The organism is Deltaproteobacteria bacterium (genome assembly GCA_016208165.1).
GTDB lineage: Bacteria > Desulfobacterota > Desulfarculia > JACQYL01 > JACQYL01 > JACQYL01.
This window is the reverse complement of the sequence record JACQYL010000027.1, coordinates 14,601-31,902: the sequence shown is the minus strand read 5'-3', so window position 1 is coordinate 31,902 and position 17,302 is coordinate 14,601. Positions and strand designations below refer to the sequence as shown.

General features: G+C 55.4%; 12 protein-coding genes. All 12 read right to left on the bottom strand.

The genetic code is table 11. The features are described 5' to 3' along the window. Positions 1-68 precede the first annotated feature (68 nt). Complete coding sequence (locus HY788_05810) at positions 69-1,562, bottom strand: cobyric acid synthase (protein MBI4773685.1); 1,494 nt, start codon at positions 1,560-1,562, stop codon at positions 69-71. A gap of 182 nt (positions 1,563-1,744) precedes the next feature. Continuing rightward, a complete protein-coding gene (locus HY788_05805) occupies positions 1,745-3,304 on the bottom strand; it encodes a carbon-nitrogen hydrolase family protein (protein ID MBI4773684.1) in 1,560 nt (519 codons plus the stop codon). Between the two features lies 1 nt (position 3,305). Then, positions 3,306-4,109: a TatD family hydrolase gene (locus tag HY788_05800; protein ID MBI4773683.1), complete on the bottom strand. Its 804-nt coding sequence runs from the start codon at positions 4,107-4,109 to the stop codon at positions 3,306-3,308. A 16-nt stretch (positions 4,110-4,125) separates the two neighbouring features. Next, positions 4,126-7,344, bottom strand: coding sequence for a S8 family serine peptidase (locus HY788_05795; GenBank protein MBI4773682.1), 3,219 nt, complete (start codon positions 7,342-7,344; stop codon positions 4,126-4,128). Positions 7,345-7,378: 34 nt separating this feature from the next. After that, positions 7,379-8,149, bottom strand: coding sequence for a hypothetical protein (locus HY788_05790; protein ID MBI4773681.1), 771 nt, complete (start codon positions 8,147-8,149; stop codon positions 7,379-7,381). A 1,408-nt stretch (positions 8,150-9,557) separates the two neighbouring features. Next, entirely contained in the window at positions 9,558-10,622 is a 1,065-nt protein-coding gene (trpD, locus tag HY788_05785) for an anthranilate phosphoribosyltransferase (protein ID MBI4773680.1), read from the bottom strand. 367 nt (positions 10,623-10,989) lie between these two features. Then, complete coding sequence (locus tag HY788_05780; GenBank protein MBI4773679.1) at positions 10,990-12,162, bottom strand: glycosyltransferase family 4 protein; 1,173 nt, start codon at positions 12,160-12,162, stop codon at positions 10,990-10,992. A gap of 348 nt (positions 12,163-12,510) precedes the next feature. Further along, the gene (locus HY788_05775; protein ID MBI4773678.1) at positions 12,511-13,695 is read right to left on the bottom strand and encodes a nucleotidyltransferase family protein; all 1,185 of its coding nucleotides are present in this window, start codon (positions 13,693-13,695) and stop codon (positions 12,511-12,513) included. A gap of 73 nt (positions 13,696-13,768) precedes the next feature. After that, positions 13,769-15,475: an ABC transporter ATP-binding protein gene (locus tag HY788_05770; GenBank protein MBI4773677.1), complete on the bottom strand. Its 1,707-nt coding sequence runs from the start codon at positions 15,473-15,475 to the stop codon at positions 13,769-13,771. Between the two features lie 164 nt (positions 15,476-15,639). Further along, a complete protein-coding gene (rlmB, locus tag HY788_05765; protein MBI4773676.1) occupies positions 15,640-16,497 on the bottom strand; it encodes a 23S rRNA (guanosine(2251)-2'-O)-methyltransferase RlmB in 858 nt (285 codons plus the stop codon). Further along, positions 16,419-17,024 carry a guanylate kinase gene (gmk, locus tag HY788_05760; protein ID MBI4773675.1) on the bottom strand — a complete coding sequence of 202 codons (606 nt, stop codon included), beginning with the start codon at positions 17,022-17,024 and terminating at the stop codon, positions 16,419-16,421. The genes rlmB and gmk overlap by 79 nt, the downstream gene beginning before the upstream one ends. Then, entirely contained in the window at positions 17,024-17,293 is a 270-nt protein-coding gene (locus HY788_05755; GenBank protein ID MBI4773674.1) for a DUF370 domain-containing protein, read from the bottom strand. The genes gmk and HY788_05755 overlap by 1 nt, the downstream gene beginning before the upstream one ends. Between the last annotated feature and the right edge of the window lie 9 nt (positions 17,294-17,302).

The following is a 17,302-nucleotide window of genomic DNA, read 5'->3' as shown; positions in this document are numbered from 1 at the left end:
TCACTTGACCGTTGTTTGAGAGTTGAACAACTCTTCATAATGTCGTCCTTACAAGGTCCGGCCGGCGTTCAGCTCAATCCCATCGCCTCGAGTATGCGGTCCGTGTCGCAGTGCGCTTCGAAGTGACGGGCCAGTCGATCGTATTGGTGAAATCTGCCCAGACGCCCTTTTCCCGGTTTTCGCTCCGCCAGGCCTTTGCATCGTCTCAGTTTGTTGAGAAAACGCGCGCGGAAGCCGGGCTTATCCAGAAGACCGTGCACGTAGCAGCCTTGGATCCGGCCGTCCCCGGACATGTATCCGTCCCGCCATTCGCCGGCGCCTCCGGGCTCCCGTATGCTCAACATGGGGAGTACGTCGTCGGAATCAGGGCGGGTTCGTCCCATGTGAATCTCGTATCCCTGAACAGCCTCCCCCAAATCCAGATGTGTTCCCAACACGCGCCGCACGATTTTGTTCCCTTCGAGCGTGGTGGTCAGCGGCAACAGACCGAGCCCGGACACCCTCTTGCGGGTCGATTCCACGCCAAGCGGATCCAGGATGGCGGCGCCCAACAGTTGGTACCCCCCACAAAGGCCTAATATAGGTCCCTGGAATCGGCGCACGCGGTCCGAAAATCCCTCGCGATCCATCCACACGGCGTCTTCCACCACGTTCTTTGTCCCCGGAAGAACGAGCAGATCGAAATCCTGCAAGTCCCTGGAATGGTGAAGGTAGTGAACCCGCACGTCGGGTTCCTGCTCGAGTACTTCCAAATCCGTGAAATTGGATATGCCCGGCAAGCGAATCACGGCCACGTTGATTTTGTCCTTCTCCACCGGTCCGGAACGGCGTTTGTCCCATTGAACGGCGACCGAATCCTCCGAGTCCACGAAGATATCGGTGAAAAAGGGGACTAATCCCAGGACGGGCTTCTTGGTCTTTTTTTCGATGTATTCCATGCCCGATTCAAACAACGAGGCGTCCCCTCGGAATTTGTTGATCAGGTAACCGATGGTGAGCCTTTTCTCCGTTGGGGTCATCAGCAGGGTGCTGCCGATCACCTGAGCAAACACACCGCCGCGATCGATATCCGCCACAAGAACGCATGGCGCGTCAACCTTTCGGGCCATGGCGAAATTCACCAGGTCGTTGCGCTTCAGGTTCATTTCGCAACAACTGCCCGCTCCCTCCATGACGATAACCTCGTATTGAGAAGCCAGGGCATGATATGATTCAAGTACTTTTTCCTTGAGCTTTTTCTTGTACGTGTGATAATCCGCCGCCTCCATCTGGCCGAACACCTTCCCCTGAAGCACGATCTGTGCGCCCAGCCCCGAAGAAGGCTTCAGGAGAACCGGGTTCATGTGGACGGAAGGCAACACCCCGGCGGCTTCGGCCTGAACGATTTGGGCGCGTCCGATTTCCCCGCCCTCCACTGTGACGAATGAATTATTGGACATGTTTTGCGCCTTGAAGGGCGCAACGCTGTATCCCCTGTTCCTGAGAATACGGCAGAAAGCCGCCGTGACAATGGATTTTCCCACGTCCGATCCGGTTCCGAGAAACATCACGTTTTTAGCCAACTCTCCGATCGCCTCCTTTAACAGCCCGTGAAAAAGTCTGGTTGCTACAGGCTGGTGAAAAACGATGAAATGCAAGGCGCGCAAATCCCGAGGAATGAGCCGTACATAGAGTACGTCGCAGTGACGAGGGATGAAGCGTCACGCCGTCGGCGTGACAGCAGATCGCGTTCTTCACCAGCCTGTTAAGGTTCGAGCAACCGCCCCACATCCAGGCGGTCCTGAAAGCGTTTCACGCGCACCTGGCTCGTGTCCAAAGTCTCGACGATGGGCCGCTCCTTTTCCAGCACCGTCCTCCAGGTCGTGTGTTCCACCGGAGGCAACGCCACGAAAGCCCAATTCCAACCGGCCGCCGCGAAATGGGTGTAATCGAACGCACGCGTCGCCAAGATGTCAAAATCACCGGCGTCGAAGCCGTTTCCACATCCGAGCAAGAAATCGGCTCCTAGTTTAGACAGGCATATGGATACTTCCGGTTGCAAGAATTCATCCACGGAACCGACCCCTATTCTGGCGGCGCCGTTATCCGTCAGATCGGGCAAGAGCGAGCCCGGAGACCTTCGAACATCCTTTATAAAATGTGAATCGCGGCGGCTCTCCGTCTTGGCTCCGGGCCGAACCTTGTTCACGTATCGTAGCACGCCGTCGGACAGGGTCTCCTCGTGGCCCCAACAGATCATCATGTTGAACTCGCCGGCCATTTCTTCGAAACGGTCGAACATTTCCGAGGTCTCCGAAAGACGGCTCGATCGCAGGAGGGCCCCCGGCAGCACGGCCACTTCGACTTTGCCGGACACCTCCCCCAGTTTCCGGTGAACCATTTCCAACAGTTCGGATCGGTCAAGCGAACCCGGCACAGGAACCGCGGCAAACGTTACCGGACCGGGTTCAGGCAGTTCATAAAAAGACGTCAGGTCGCGAACGGATCTCAGGTCCAGGTACACGTCATGGTACAGTTCCGGCCTCCGTTTTCGTTTCAGTTTTCTAACGCCACCGGGCCGGATGCGTCCGTGCTTCAGCGGAAGATCGCAGAGAAACACACCGGATTCCGGCACACTGTTCTCCATGAGGACCTCGCCCTCCGGCGTGTAGAGACCCGAGTGCGAGTTTCGAGCATCGAGATGAGGCTCGTAACCGCCCCGATTGCAGACCGCCAGGTAGAAGCCGTTTTCTCGGGCCCGAGCCCTCCAGATGCGCCTCGGATCAAGGCCCGACGTCGGCCAATTGGCGGGGACCAGAACTAGATCAGCCCCACGCAGGGCCGTAACTCGCGGAATCAGACTGTGGTAGGCGTCCGAGCACACCAGGAGGCCGATCCGTCCCCACGGCGTTCGAACCACGTTCTTCTGATAGGGAGAGCCCGGACAGGCCCATCGGATCTCAGTGTTAATTTTTCGGTAACGCAGCGCCAAATTCCCTGCAGGATCCAGCATAACGCCCGAATTGTAATACATCCTGGTGAGAGCCGTTGTTTCAGGCATCCCGAAAGCCACATAGGCGCCATAGTTTCTGGCCAACGCGGCGAAAGCGTCCGTTGTCGAACCTGGAATCTCCTCCGTCACCGATCCCACCTCCTGGCGGTTCCGGAACGTGTACCCGCTGCAGGCCAACTCCGTATTCAAGAGAATCCGGGCGCCCTTCTCCGCCGCCCCGGCGTTCAGGGCCAGCAGGGTCTCGAGATTCTTCTCCTTGTTTCCATGTTCGGGTGCGAAATGCACGAATGCGATTCTGAGCGAATCGGTCATATCAAAATCGATCCAGTATACCGAAAAAGCGAGCCGTATTTTCAAATCCGATCCGATAGGCCCAGTCTTGGCGTGTTGACCGGCTATGGACAAAACGAAACAAATCTTCGTAAAAATCGTGGTTGGAATCCGTGTTCAGCATGACTCTTTCCCTGGCCTTGGGAAAACGATCCAGTATGGCAAGAACATCCTCCGGGCCGCACTTGATGGGAGACATGGTCACCCCGGCCCAGAATCCCCTCTCCAACGCGGAACCCACGGTTTCGGGAGTGAGGTGGTCGACGACTATCCGGTTCGGATCCAGATCCGCCTGTTCCAGTATGTCGAGCGCCTTAAGCATGACTCGGACCTTATCCTCTCGCGGCGTGTGAACGCAAACACATCCTTCCCTGTAAGAGTTCAGGGCCTTCAGGTGGGCTTTGAACACGGCGATTTCGAGGTCCGACCCGGTCTCCAGCCCGATTTCTCCAACACCGAGACAATACGGATCTTCCCGGAAGCGCAGAAACAGGTCGGTCAGAAATACCTCCGGAGGAAGGTCCCATCCCGCTTCAGGCGGGATACATCGGGGGTGAATGCCGACAACGTGGTAGCATCGTAGTCCCCGCAAGTTCAGCCTCCGCACCAACTCCTTTTGTTCCTCGAGATAGGATCGCACCGCCTGAAACGAGTCGCGCCCCTCCGAGAAGGCCCAAGAGATGGGTGCAAGGTTTCTCTCGATCATCCAGTCAACGCGTGCCGGGTCTCCCTCTAATATTCGATCCAGATGCACATGGGAATCGATCCGATAATCGTTGTTCCCCATTCCTTCGCTCCCGGTTCTAATTCGCTTGGACGGTTCCTGTCGGCGAAGCTCCGACTCGCTTATAGCCGGCCGGCGTATCGATCGCCGGGTGTTCGGATACAGACGCTGCAGCGTCCGACAAGTCAACCAGCTCGTTGACCGGGAAATTCGCGAGCGTGGATTCATGGTTTCCAATCACCACCAGCTCCGGCAAGGAAGACAGCGGAAAAAATCCGAAGGCTTCTCCTTCGTCATCGATGAAGCCGTCTCCGTTGCGATCGGTGCCGGCCGCCAGCAAATAGGCGCCTGCCGGGATACTGGTGAACGCGTACGAATAGTCATCTTTCTTGAAGACCACCTGCTGATGGGAGGTCGTAAAGGAGTTCGGGTCGATCACCAGCACATAGACCGGCCCGACGTCTCCTTGAGCCGAAGCGGCCTGCTGCTTTATCATGATCACCGGCACTTCAACGTCACCCTCCGCCGGCGCGTCGGCGGAGATGATCACCTTTCCCGTATAGGTCCCATCCGACACCTGTGCTCGATCCACCGTCACCGTGACTTCCGCATCGGAGGGTGTTGAAGAACCCGCCGTTCCTTCCGATTTGCTGACGGATAACCAGGTAGTGGGGTCGGTCGTCACAGAGAAGTTAAACTGACCGGACGGGTCGCTGCCGCCGACATTGATCACAGTGAGCAGCAAAGCCGTCTTGTCATTGCTGAAGTTGAGGCTGGATGGGTTGGCTGCAGGGATCGGCGGAGAAGCGACACCGCCTCCTGAAGCGTGTTCCACGGCCTTAGCAGCGTCCAGGAGCCCATACCCGTAGACCATATCGTGCCCCGGGACGCCCAGGTCCAGCGACAGGAGCCCTCCGGCAAGCCAATTATCGAAATCGCTTGGTGTAAACCGTTGCCCGTCGTGGGCGGCCATGTAGGCGGCCTGCATCAGCGCAAGAACCCCCGCCACGTGGGGAGTGGCCATGGAAGTCCCCTGATACCAGGCGTACGTGTATCGGATGGACCCGGATATCGAGTCGTCTCCCAGCGTGGAAAGCACGCCATCGGGATATCCGTCACCGTCTATGTCCACGGACGTGTCGCCCCCCGGCGCCGCAACGTCCACCGAGTCACCAAAATTGCTGTACCACGCTTTCTCTTTGTTGAGGTCAACAGCGGACACGGACACGACACCGTTCAGGCTGCCCGGAACAAAGTTGTCGGCGTCCTGATTCTGGTTTCCGGCCGCCGCGACAACGACCACACCGGCCTGGCGCACCTCATTCACGCCTCTTTGAAGCAGAAAAGAAATTCCCGGTCCCCCCAGGCTCATGTTGATGACGTCCGCGCGCTGCTCCGGTACGCTTCCTGAATCGTTGGACAGCGAAGCCGCGTATCGCATGGCCTGGTATATGTCATAGTCCGTGCCCCCTTCTTTGCCCAGCACACGGAGGATCATCAGCAGGCAGCGATGATCCACGCCGGAAACGCCGACGCCATTGTCGGTCCAGGCTCCTACCGTGCCGGCGACGTGCGTGCCATGAAAAGAAGAGACCCCGCTTCCGTCTTTGTCGCCCGGATCTTCAGGATCGGAATCCAACCCATCCCCGTCGCCGGCGGAAACCGAGTCGCTGATGAAGTCATAACCGTGATCTTGGACGAATCGCTGGGGATCGAAATCCGGATGGCCCGAGAGAACGCCGGTGTCCAGGATGGCGACAATGACCTGATTGCTGCCTCTCGTGGTGTTCCATGCACCCTGAAGATTCACCAGCGGATAGTGCCACTGGCGTGCGTACAGAGAATCGTCGGGAGTGAAGGCCGGACGGCGAATATAGTTCGGCTCGGCCCAAAGCAGATCCTTTCGGGCGCGCAACAGATAAATAGCTGCAATGGTTTCCTCCCGGGCCCGATTCTTGTCCAAAGAACTCAATTGCTTCTTTTCGCCGGTATTGACGGTGGTTATCGTGACAAGGAGCGGACCGGCGCCGAATGCGCCGGCCTTGACCCGAAAACCGGCCTGACCCGCGATCGCCGCCTGGAGCAGATAGCCTTCCTTGAAACGGACTACCGCCTCGCCGGGCACGAACTCGGCATCCGCCGGAATGGGGGCCGATTTGCTCGCGCTCGAGGATTGCCCCACCACCAGCGTATAATTCGACGACAGTCCGGCCCCTGCCGCGGGCGTTACCCTGATATACGCATTTCCCGTCTGATTGCCGGTGACGATTTGTTCCAGCTTCCCAGTGCCTGTTGATGGCGGAGTAATATTTTCTCCTGACTCATCCACAAGATACAGGTCCAGGTTGAGGCTCTCCGGAGCCGACACGACTAACGTAATCGTAATGGCTTGTCCCGTGAGCCCGAGCCCGTAGTAGTCTTCGTCGAACTGGAACTCGTCGAAACCCGACGCCCACCCCCCCACGGTGGATGGAATCGAGATGCTCTGCGCCGAAGGAATGGAATCGTTGTCGCCCTGTTGGAAAGGATCGTTCGTATCTTCGTCCGCAAAGGAATCTTGCGGTATGGTCAGATCTCCGACGACATTGCCGTCGGGCGGGAGTAAGGTGGCTCCCGGCGCGGCAAACCACTTGAACAGCGTCTCACTCTGAGCCTTACCCGTTTCCGATGCGGGCAGCGTCAAGACCGTAGCCGCCTCTGTGGGGGTCGTGAAGGTGATGGTCAACGATGCCCCTGAGCCGGACAGGTCCGGTGCGGCGAAATCATTCACGAACGTGTCGTCGATAAACGTGTAGAAGCGCACCAAATCGAATGTAATGATCGCTATGGCGGACCCTGTGTCGTAGTTCTGGAAGAACATGTTGACAACTCCGCCTTCACTCAATTCCGCGTCCTTCCAGATGCCGTTCAGGCCCCCCGACACCGGACTGCCGTACCATTTGAATATCGAGGACGACGATTCGGGAGTCTCACCCGAAATCGAGAGCGTAGCGCGCCCCTCGCCCTGGTCGAAAAAAACGATCGCCAAATGGTGGCCCGCTCCTTCCATGCTGTCTACATCGATTCCGTCCGAATAGTTTTCGTCCAGGAATACATAGAAGGTGCTCAAGTCGGGAGTGACAATGACAACGGCCGACCCTTCCGTATAGGTCTGGATGTAGTAGTTCATGGTAGGGTTCGGCGTGTCCGGTCGAACGTTCTTCCATATCCCGTCAAAAGCCGCTTCCGACGCGCCGGTGAACAGTATCGTGGTCAGAAAGACCAGGACAGCTAGAGAGACCCACTTCTTAACCTTCATGATCAAACACCTTTCCTGAAACGCCAAATGGGACTCAGAAACTCAAAGTCAAGCCCGCATAGGGCCCCATGAGATCGTAGTCTTGTTCCAGACCGTTCGAATCCACTTTAATACTGAGGTAGCGGTAACCCACAGCAATGTCCATGAATGGAAACGGCGTCAGTGAAAGCTCACCGAGCGCATCGATCATATGCTCTTCAGACAACAAGATGCCGCCGGCTTTCATTCGAAACTCAAGAATATCCGCGAGAAATCCCAGATGCAAGCCGACGCCGCCCATCGGCCGGAACCAGGAGATGGCGCGAGTAGCCCTTTGCCCGCCGCCTTCTATGCTGATCTGGCCCGTTTGGTAACGCCCGGCCAGGAACGCGTCCACGGAAAAGCCCGCCAGAACGTTTTCCAGGTCGAGCAAAGTGAAAGCGTATTCCATTTCCAACATGGCCCACTGGAAGTTGGTGCTCAATTCCGTGCCGGCGGGAAACGTTGTTTTGCCAAAGACCACATCCTTCCCGGCGTCTTTGGACCCCTCCTGGTCATAGTAGGTGACGCCCAGTGTGAAACGATGGCGGCCCAGGCCGGCAAAAGCCTCTCCGAACGGAACTCCGTGGAACCCCATATCCAAATCGTCCGAGAAGTCGAGAACCGTGCCTGAGGCGCCGTTGTTGCCTTGAAGGTTGCCGGTTATATCCGCTATCCAGAAGTTTCCCCTGGCGCCAATCTCGAAGGCAGTGCAGGTAGAGGGTTGCCAGTACAGCACGGAGAGCAGAAGAAACAAACACACCGATGACACAATCGTCTTCCTCATGGCTGTTCCCCTTTCTTGATAAGATTTCTTTTTTTATACCACATTTCAGGAGCTTTTTCATAGGGGTTGTCCTCAAACACAGGAATCTGCGCACGGCACAGGCTCATCGACGGTATCCGATGGACTCTTGACCTGCGACTTTATGACGCCTCGGCCTCACGACAAGCCTCCGGGTTGCTTTTTCGACTCAAGCTCCCCTTAACCCAGGGTAGCCGCCGGACGACGATCCGGTTACCGGACCGATATCATGCCCGCCGCCGTTGGAATTGAGTTCCGGAAGCTGCTCCGTCGGGTGCGGACTTCTCGATCCTGTTTTTCCCCTGCATCTGTTTTTGTCAAAAAACAATGAACCGTTCCGGTTTATCAGCTTATGAAAGCAATAAGGAGACACCATGAAGAAAAAATGGGGTCAGAAAGGAGTTAAACGGAGCCTTCCGTTGACTCGTGAATGCGCATTTCCGGAGACGGAATCGAAGGCCCTTGATTCCCTGCACTTGGAAGCGACTTTTTTCGACAGGATCCAATTGAATTGACTCGCGCCGGAAGGTATTAATTAGTAGGCTGAATAAGGGTATCCGAGCAGGCGATCCCACAACAGCGAAGCCGATATGCTCGCAAGAAGAGGGTATGGTTATTCATGGGCGGCCGGTTTGGAAAGTACGGTGAATGGAAGCGAATAGGCCGACTGCGCAAGCAGGGCCGGAAGGAAACGAAATCGTTCTTGAGCCGGAGCAGAAAGCTTGCTAAAAGCGGAAGGCTTTCAGATCGGTTCAAGTGCAGGCCTCGCAGTCGTCGTTACAGACCGGAATCGGGCAGGATCTCGGATTCCGGAAACGCATCGACCTAAAGTCGACCAATGGGCATCGTTTCAGGTTGACCGGGGCTGAACAACCGCGATGCTTGGTCAAACAGGTTGTGTTTGAACAAGAATTCGGGTACATTCCCTATTATTTGTGGCGAGTGTACGATCCAAGTGGAGGATCGTTCCAATACAATCGGCGGACGTCTTCATGGGTTGGACGCCGGGTATCCGCTTGGGCTCATGTTCAGGCCTCGAAAGAACGACGGGAAGTAGGAGATCACCGCAACGACAAGTATCGTGCGAACGCCCGCCCTTCCTTGTGAAATGAAGTCGAAGAGAGGGGAGGGGAGGGCGAGATGACCGGTCTCGATGCCGCCTTTAGTGCAAAGGATGCCGTTACAACGTTGAACCGCAAGAAGGACCGTACCAATGATTAAAGTGTGCCCCGTTATTTCCAGACCGGAGGAATTCGAAGGATGCAAGGAAGAGCAATGCGCCTGGTGGAATGACTTCGAAAAGCGCTGCTCGGTTTACATTCTTGCTAACGTTCTGAGCCAACTGTGTGATACATTGCGCAGGCGCGAGCTTTGATTCACCGGTTTCAGCCTAAATCGCTTTTCGAACGAAGCCTTCTTCCCCAGTTTTTTTCATTAATGCTTCCAAGACGTTAGCCGCACTACCGGTCCGAATCGCCTCTCGGGCCAATTCAATGCCTTCTTCGATGGCGCCGACTCGTCCTCCCAAGTACAAGGCGAACCCCGAGGACAGGAGCACTAAATCCGCCGGCGCCCCGGGAACCCCATCCAGGATCGAACGAATGATACGCGCGTTTTCACCGGCGTCTCCGCCTTGAACATTCGTGGGGAGAGCCCTCTTGAGACCGAAATCTTCCGGCACTACCGTGTACGTGTGCAACCGTCCGTTCTCCAGCTCCGTAATCCGTGTTTCCCCGCATATGCTCATCTCGTCCAGGGAATCCTCACTGTAAACGATGCCCGCGCGTTGAACGCCCAGCTTCAGTAACAGAGAAGCGGTCTTTTCAGTACGTTCGGCCTCGTAGACTCCCAGAAATAAGGTCTCCGCACCTCCGGGATTGGCCAGAGGTCCCACGATGTTGAATACGGTCCGGAAACCCAATTGATCCAGCAGGCGGTATAGGGGCCGCATCTTTCCGTTAGCCGCGTACAGGAAACCCAACCCCACGTCTTCCACGAAACGGATCACCTGACTCATGGACACATTCAGGCTAATCCGTAAGGCCTTCAGTACGTTTTCACTGCCGCAGTAGTCCGAGGCTGGGGCCATACCGCTTTTCAACACCCGCATTCCGGATCCGGCCACCACGAAAGCCGTAGCTGTGGACACGTTAAACGTGCGGGTTCGTGATTCATGTTCCATCACACGAGAGCGCGTCTCCGATTCCAGTTGGATTTCCTGTCGGTCCATGGAGAGCAGACGGGGAACCGGTTTCGCCTCCGGAAGGATCCGCCTGAACGCCTTCAACGCTCCAATCAACTCGTCGTCCGTTTCCCCCTTGGTTCGAAGGGCGTAAAGAAACGCCCCAGCCGCAGCCTGTCCCATTGTTCCGTCCAACATCTCGGTCACCGCTTCGAACGTTTCTTCTTCCGTCAAGTTTCGGCCCTCAATCAGCCTCTGAATAACATTGGTCATGTGATGTTCCTCCCGGGCAGAAGGTCTAAAAACGAAAACCGCGGGGAATGTTGCTTTTGCCCGCGGTTCAAAAAAGAAGCCGCGGACCCCTGTGAGGGCGTCCGCGGCGATATTGTTTATTTATGCGCAGCAGCCCTCACCAGAAGGGCCACCACCAGTTTTCATTTATTTTATTAGCAGCAAAAAACATAATACTAGTATACCTCAAAAAGGACAATCCTGTCAACGCTTCTATTCCGTGTTTTATTCCCGCTGTCCGTTGTACCTTGATCCGTCTTCTTTTTACATCAGCCCGGGAAGTCCCCAACGCGCTCATGAGAGAGCCCCATACCCTGCGCCAACCCAATGCGGCTTCCTCCGGCCAAGATCAGCACACCTCCGCGATCCGATCGGCAATCGAAGACCACGAGAAATCCCTCCTCACCAACTCGGCGCCGCGAAGGCCCATTTCCTTCAAAGCCTCCGGATCGTCCAATACATTCAACAAGCCCTTCGCGAACGCTTCCGGCGTCGGGTCGGTTAAAATTCCCGCGCGTGCCGAGATAACCGCATCCCCCAGTTTGGGCACACGAATCGACACCACGGGCTTCCCCATGGCCATGTATTCATAAAATTTCATGGGATCGAACAGGAACCCGGCTCGATTCCTCACAAAGACAGGGAAATACAGGCCCACATCCGCCACGGCGATCCACTTGGGAACCGATTCGGGGACCACGGTTCCGGTAAAGTGTACGGCTTCCCGGATTCCCAGACTCTGAGCGAGTCGTTCCGAACGTCTCCTTTCGGGACCATCCCCCACCAACAACAGCCGAAAATCAGGTTTTTTCTTCAACACGTAGGAAGTCGCCTTTAGCAGATTCTCAGCACCATGCCAAACCTGAAACGTGGAAACAAAGACTCCAACAGGATTCTCGTCCCATCCTAAGTCCATACGCATTCCGTTGCCGTCGCCGGCTGGGGAGAACAAAAGCGGGTCTACGCCGTTCCCCAAAATAGTAATCTTTTCTTCGACTCCGGGGGTCAGCGAAGACAAATAGGTGGCTATCCCGGGGCTCACAACCACCAGATGGTCCGCTCTCTGGATGCCTTTGCGCTCCCAATAACACATGAGCGGATGCAGTGCGCCCCCGCGGATCGGCATCTTCATCCGAAATTCCTCCGAAATGATGCCGTTGATCTCGCAAACCAGTCTGCGATGAGGCGAATAGGAAGCCATGTGAGCCAACAGTATGGAATCGGCGTAGATTACAGAATCCTGCGAAGGCAATTGCGCCAGAGCCGATGCGAGCAATCCCAGCCGAATCGGTCCGAACGGATGGGAAAAATACCGCGCAGGTCTCATCCCCGCAGGAGTGGGCAAAGCGATATGGCGGTGGATAACCTCTTTCAAGGCATTAATTGAGGCTCCCTTCCGGCCCACCAACGTCACTTGAAAATGTCGGGATAGGTGAGGCAGCAGGGACAACAATCGACTACACTGTCCCGTAGTTCTCTGAAAATCCTCCAATGTGACGAAAAAGAGCCGGGGTTTGGTCATGGCGGTTACTCGGTTCCCATACTTCCAATCAGTCGCACATCCATATAGATCCTTCCCGTTTCACTACCCGTCCGAACGGTGTCAACTCGCTTCCGAGCCATCGGACAAGCCCCCTTTCTTGTTACACGGATCACACGATACGCGTGCGAATGGGACAGGTTGCTCAAGATCCTCGCTATCCTCGGGCGGAAGCAACACCACCCTTTCACCGCGGAAGAAGCCATCCGAAAGATTCGCGACTTCAGGGCGGTGTGACGGCGCACAACCTTGAGAAAACCATCTCTTGGGAAATCCGGAAAATCGCGGCCTGAAAACCTTCCATCTACGCGTCATATCGGCAATAAACAGCTATGCATGCCTGTCGAGGCTCCTGCGTTGAGCCCTTTGATAGACCATTTTCGACCAGGCTCGTTTCAATCCTTTGCCAATCGCATGCAAAGGGACCTGACTGAGGCGATCCAGCGCCCAGAAATGTTTGAGGTAGTTTGTAAACCCAACGAATGTGTCATGAAATCCGGAGGGGTTCGACGACCTCAAGAACAGATGGTAGTTGTAGCAAAAGCTGAGCAGTGGATGGATGTCGTCCGGCGGACGTGTCTTGACCTTAGCCCCAATGCGTTCCAGCCTCGAAACGGGCAGAGCCTCCAGTTGATCGATCACAAAAACAGGAACGGGTGCGTCAAAATTGGCTCGCAAATACTTCAACGTCTTTCTTAACGGCAGAACCAGGGATCGTGTCTGAGCCAAGTGAACTAAACTCTTCCATTTGATTTCGACTGGCGACTTGCGCATCACGGTAACGGCGTCCGCTATCCAACGAAGCGGCGGCACCTTGCTCCACGCAGCTCCATGCGCGCAAATATGTAAAAGCTGACAGGTAGCATTTAGCGCAAAAGAGGTCACTCCGTCAATTTGTATTGCATTCGGATCTTGCCAAAAATACAGATCCGCGTCGGCTTGATTACACTCGAGCAACAGGTGCCAATGCACGTCCACATTCAAACCTGTGGGTCCCTTGAAACCGAGCGAGTGTCGAACCGGTATCAGTCGTTCCGGCGCCGACGGATTCGATTCCGCTGTCCAGCCCGACCGTTTCAGGAGTTTTAGGGCAACAGCCGCCTTATCCGTCGGAATCAGCACATCGACGTCGCACATGGGACGAACGCCGTAATCCTCGTAATAGAGGACCGTCAGGGCCGCTCCCTTGAGTACCAGCGTCCTGATCCCCGCCCCGTGAAAAAGGCGGAGAAGATCGGCTAATTGCTGGAGCATCATTCTGTTTTCGTACCATGTTCCCAACCAAGTTTCTTTGAATTCGCTCAACACCGGATCGCGGAGGCCCTGCGAAACCAAGTTGGAGTATACTAAAGGAAACAGGCGCTGGGATCCTGCATCAACATCCCTGAGATCCGTGCTCGCCTTCCATTTCTCCCATGACTCAACGGCATTCTCCCCTTTCATAAGTGACGCTTGAAGCAGCAACACCTGCGTTGCTGTCGGCCACAGATTTCCCATGTCGTTTACCGGTTCCACGTAAACCTCACGCCTTCCTGAACAGATCAAGACATCAAATACCTAGGTCCTCGTCTGCTCGGTCGAGCAAATGCTAAAGTTCCGAAGAACTCTGATAGAGGGAAAAGCACTCTTTGGCGGGTCCGTCCTGGTTCACAAGGACCACATGCTGGTCTTTTAAAGCATAGACCTTTTGAGCTTCGCGTATCACGGTTTCATTTTGGCTTATGAGCAGAATGGAAGGGTGACCTTCCAGCATTTTGAGATTGTGCAGGAGTTGACGCATGGAGGATTCATCCAGATGATTGGTGGGTTCGTCCAGGATGAGGAGCTTGGGCCGGCGCAATAGAGCGCGCGCGATGGCGATACGTTGGCTTTGACCGCCGGACATGAGCAATCCGTTTTCCCCGACCATCGTATCGTATCCCTCGGGAAGTTTCTGAATAAACCCGTCCGAGGTGGCCAGTTTCGACGCTTGGATGAGTGCTCCCTCGTCCACGTCCTGACACCCGTAAGTCAGATTTTCATATATCGTCCCCGGAAAGAACAATGGATTTTGCGTTACGACGCCTAAATGGCGCCGCAAATGTTCGATGTCCAGTTCGTCCAACGGATATCCATCCGCCAGAACGGCCCCCTTTTCAGGACGGTAGAACCCGAGAATCAGATTCACAATAGTGCTTTTGCCCGCCCCGTTGGGGCCCGCCAGAGCCACGATCTCTCCCGGATTAATGGATAGGTTGACATCCTGGAGGGTGGGCGCCTTCTTGTACCTGAAATGGACCGAATCCAGAACGACATTTCCCTTGAACGCGATCTTCTTGGCGCCGTGGTAGGGCGTATAATCGTCCAGATGCAGAAGCTCGTAGAGCGTTACCAGTGATTCGTTGCCCGCGATGATGGCGGGCACGGCGGCCAGGATGCTTCTGAGATATCCCTTGAACAAGCTCACCGCCACGTAAAAGGAAAGCAATTCACCGAGGGTCATAGCCCCGTAAGCCACGGCGCATCCACCCACGATCAGCACGAGAATCCCGGTTGAGGCCACCATGGATTGATGGACTATGGTATAGGCGGATCGCAGCCAAACCATGGCGCTGCTCGTGAGCCTTAACTCCTCCAAATGCTGCTTCTGGCGATCCAGCTCAAACTCTTCGGCTGTCTGAATTCGAGTGAGCACCATCATCTGGAGCACAAACAGGATCCCTTTGCTGAAGGTTTCAAAAGATTCACGGAAAGCGCGAACCCTCTTTTTGAGCTTCTTGCTCATAACCTTGCTGGCGTAAAGCAAAAATGGCCCGACGCCGACCAACATCAAAAACAGGACCCAATTCAGATAGATCAACACTCCGCTCAGCACGAGAGCGACCGTAAGCGCGGGCAGCAATTCTGCGAAGACCGCATTGCCCATCGCGTCCAGCCGTTCGGTATCCTGAACGATACACGCGTGCAGCTTCTTACGATCGACATTGCTGTGGTACTGTTGAGAAAACGTGTAAAACCGCTTCAGAAGTTCGTCGCGGAACCGTTGGATGGCCGTTTTGGTGACGCGAAGAAACGTGTATCGAGTCATCAGGTCGACGGCAGCGCTCCCGAGCGTCAGCAGCATAACCCCCACACCTGTAATCACTAACTTATCGATATCACCTGAGGGTATAATGCGATCAAATATCTGGCGAACAAGGAAGGCGATGGGGAGCACCATTATGGACTGGATCACTGAAAGGCCGATACTCGAGAGTAAGGCCCCGAGAGAACCCCTATAGAACTTTGAACAATATCTCCAGACCTTCGCTGTCATAGGGATCCTTCAAAGGCGCATTGCGTGCGCCTGCAGTCCGTTATGCCTCTTACAGAAAGCAGGTCGGAAGGGCACCCGTCATGGGCATTAGGCGGCTCTTGCGCCTGAAACAGATCGCGCATCGGTCCCTGCCGCGGATATGGTATCCCAACGCAGTTTCGGTATCACGCACGAGTTGTTGATGATTTTCGTGAAGCCGATCTCTGCCTTTGAGTCTCGAACAAAACGATGGCTCCGCTGACCGAAGCATTCAGGGATGCCACTCGACCGTACATCGGAATCCGAAAAAGCGCGTCGCAGGATCGCTTCAAAAGGGGTCGAATCCCTTTTCCCTCACTTCCAATGACCAAAGCAACCGGTGATGCGAGGTCTATTTCGTAAAGGATGGTGTCGGCTTCGGGCGCAGCTCCGTACACCCAAAGCCCCGATTCTTTCAAGCGCTCAACCGATCTGACCAGATTCGACACTTGGGCGACCAGCGTGTGCTCCAGTGCGCCTGCGGAAACTCGGCTCACTGTCGTGGTAATGGGGCACGAATCGCGCAGGGACACGATGACTCCGTGCGCCCCGGCGCCATTAGCCGTCCTGATGAGGGATCCCAAATTCTGCGGATCGTGAATGCGGTCGATAACGATGATCAAAGGCGGCTCGGATTTGGCCTTCGCCAGCCGGAGCATGTCGTCAAGCGACGCCGCTTCAAAGGGGCGAACTATTCCCACCACGCCCTGATGGCTCCGTCCAGTCGCCAGTCGGTTTAATTCGGCGGGATCTTTCTCCGTCACCAACACGCCGGCTTGCTTGGCCAGAGCGCGAATTCTCGATATGCTCGCGCCTTGCCTTCCATACGCAATGTATATTTTTTGAAGACGGTTTGATTCCGAGCGAAGCGCTTCCAATACCGGGTGGGACCCGCAGACGACTTCCTCCGTCTCAGAGGGTTCCTTCAGCGGGTCAGGCTGGAAATGAGATCCAGATTTCTTCTTGCTCGACATCGGCAGGCTGTAACGATGGAGACCAAACAACCCAAGGCTTCGTGAAGCTGTTCATTCACCACGGCATAATCGTATTCAGGGGCGGCCTCAATTTCTTCCTTCGCCGTAGCCAGCCTTTGGGCCAAAGCGTCAGGATCGTCTCGTCCCCGAGTTTTGAGTCGATTCTCGAGTTCTTCCAAGGAAGGAGGCAACACAAAAACGCGAATCGCGTCCGGGAAAAGCCGTTTGAGTTGAGCCCCTCCTTGAACGTCTACGTCCACCAAGAGGTCCTTTCCCTGGTCAAGAACCGTTTCAACGGCAGATTTGGGTGTTCCGTAGTGCTCGCCATACACGCAAGCCCACTCCGCCATGGCATTCATTTTGATCAGTTTCTCGAATTCCTCTTTTGAGACGAAGTGGTAGTCGACCCCTTCGACTTCTCCCGATCTCCTCTCTCGTGTAGTATACGAGATTGAATACTCGAGTTTGTCCACGGCCTCAATCAATCTGCGGCACAACGTGGTTTTCCCGGCTCCCGAGGGAGCCGAGACGATAAATAGACAGCCCTTGAGGGACATTAGTCCTCTTCCGCAGCCATCTTCAACAGATCGTTGTTAAACCTCTGTGCAATGGTTTCAGCCTGGACGGCGGAAAGCACGATATGATTCGAATCCGTTATGACAATGGAACGTGTCTTTCGTCCCTGGGTCGCATCCACCAGGCGTTTCTCCTTCTTGGCCTCTTCTCTCAATCGCTTCATAGGCGCAGAACCGGGCGCCACTATAGCCACAACTCGATCCGCCACAACAGAATTTCCAAAACCGATATTCAAAAGCCGGCCAGCCATCGTATTCCT